The organism is Slackia sp. (genome assembly GCF_977041755.1).
Genome location: NZ_CDRRGL010000215.1, coordinates 1 through 2,025 on the forward strand (window position 1 = coordinate 1; position 2,025 = coordinate 2,025).

At 59.0% G+C, this 2,025-nt stretch carries 2 protein-coding genes; both read right to left on the minus strand.

From position 1 onward, the window contains the following. Nucleotides 1-706 (minus strand): cation:proton antiporter domain-containing protein (locus ACWI8T_RS09640; RefSeq protein ID WP_449138794.1); only part of this gene is annotated, 706 nt, incomplete at its 3' end. Beyond that, on the minus strand, nucleotides 706-1,629 hold the full coding sequence (locus ACWI8T_RS09645; RefSeq protein ID WP_449138795.1) for a diacylglycerol/lipid kinase family protein: 924 nt from the start codon (nucleotides 1,627-1,629) through the stop codon (nucleotides 706-708). The genes ACWI8T_RS09640 and ACWI8T_RS09645, both read right to left, overlap by 1 nt. Nucleotides 1,630-2,025 lie beyond the last annotated feature (396 nt).

Genomic DNA, 2,025 nt, shown 5'->3' on the forward strand with positions numbered 1-2,025 from the left:
CCGCCGTAAGGAACACGGCGAACGGCGTGAGCACTTCGAGCAACACGTGAAACGTGGTGTCTTCAAGCCCAAGGTCGCGCACTCGAGACACCAAGAACGCGAGCAGAGCCGCGAGCACAAGGCCGAATGCAATGCCTCCAAAGAAGCTCACCAAAAACGCGCCCGTCGCCGAGATCAGCGAGAAGGTTCCCGTAGTGAGCGCGGCGATGGAAAACTGGAACGAGACGACGCCCGATGCATCGTTAATGAGCGACTCGCCCGAAAGCAAAATCGATTGGCGACGCTTGAGGCTCACGCGCTTCGAAAGCGAAGCCACGGCCACGGCATCGGTTGGCCCGAGCGCCGCGCCAAGGGCGAAGGCCGCCGCAAGCGGAATGGTGGGCTCAAGGGCGTGCAGCGTGAAACCGATGCAAAGAATGGTAACGACCACAAGGCCCACGGCGAGCGAAAGCACCTTCGCGCGATTCGACCACAAGGCCACCTTGTCGGTGTTACGCGCCTCGTGATAGAGCAGAGGCGCGATGAAGAGCACCAAGAACAACTCAGGGTCTACTTGGAAATTCGACGTTGTAAGGCCGGCAAACGCAAGCAGCACGCCGATGCCAATTTGGATAAGCGGGGTTGCGACGCCGCTCACGACCTGGTTGATGGCGCTCGAGACGAGAACCGCGGCACCAAGGATGAGTACGAAGGTAAAAGTGCTCATTAATGGGCGGCTCCCTTCGCAAAGTACACGTCCAAAGCCCCCGGCAAAACAGCGATATCGAATTTCGTGCCATGAATAGGCTCGCCATCGATCTGGGCCGGAGGCTCGCGATCGAATTCCAACGTGAGCGATTTCGCATCGAAGAAATCAAACGAACCCGTATGCCCCACGTGTTTTCCGTCTTTCGCGCGAGCGAACAAATACGCCGCCTTCAGCATGCCCAGCGGCGCCTTGGCAACGCAGCAATCGAGCTTGCCGTCGGTCGCATCGGCGTTCGGGCACACCCGAAAACCGCCGCCATACGTAGGGCCGATCTGCACGGCAAACAGGTGCATCGAACCTTGTTTCGAAGCGCCGCCGTCTGCAATGGCGGTGAAATCGTAGGCATCACGGTGGAACACGAGCTGGTTCGCACCTTCTTCGACGAACAAACGCGTGCCTTCGCGACCCGTTCTGCGTCGACGTTCGTACGTTCCCAGCGCAATGGCAGCATCGAGGCCAAACGAAAGCGTCTCTGCAAAATACTCACCATTGCACACGCCCACATCGGCGCTTATGCGCTGCGCGGAGGAAAGCTGCGTAAGCGCTTCCTCCATAACGAACGACATGCCGAGCGTGCGGGCGTAATCATTGCCGTTGCCACACGGAATAAGCGCGAATGCGGGGCGCTTCTCGCGTGGAATTCGCATGAGACCCGCAAGCGTTTCGTGAACGACCCCGTCGCCGCCCACGGCAAGCACGCAATCGAAGTTCGATGCCTGCGCCGCAAGCGCCGTCGCATGCCCAGCTTCACGGGTGGTCTCAATCTGAATGCCCTCGAAGGGAGCCGCGGCCGAACCAGCCGCATATCTCAAAAAAGCCGCGCCGCGAGCGCCATCCCCATTTCTTGCCGCTGGATTTACAATTGCCAGCGTTTTGCCCATGCTCGTCACGTGCGCACCTCCCCGAATCGCCGCACATGCGGCGAAATATCTTCCGGTGGCATTATACAAAGGAATGGAGATGTCCCGTCGACCAAAAACACGTCGAAACATAAGAGCAACCGCACAGCGCGCGGCACCTTCGGTAGGCGCGGGGGGGGCGGAAACTCAAAAAAGAAAAGCCGCCCGAAGGCGGCATGCATACGAACCGAAGGTGTTTTCTATCGCCCGTTAGACGGAAGATTCAACGCAACGTTCACGGGAGGCTCGGCCATTTCCCAACTAGCGAGAAACGCATCGGCATTGTCGTAGGGACGAGTGCAGCGCGACTCGCCATCGGTGATTTCAACCCAAAAGCCCTCGCGCCCGTATTTGCGCTCGAGCGGGTCGATTTTATAT

Bases quoted from the DNA above. Each gene is read 5' to 3' on its own strand.
- ACWI8T_RS09645 (WP_449138795.1), bottom strand. From the start codon at position 1,629: ATGGGCAAAACGCTGGCAATTGTAAATCCAGCGGCAAGAAATGGGGAT.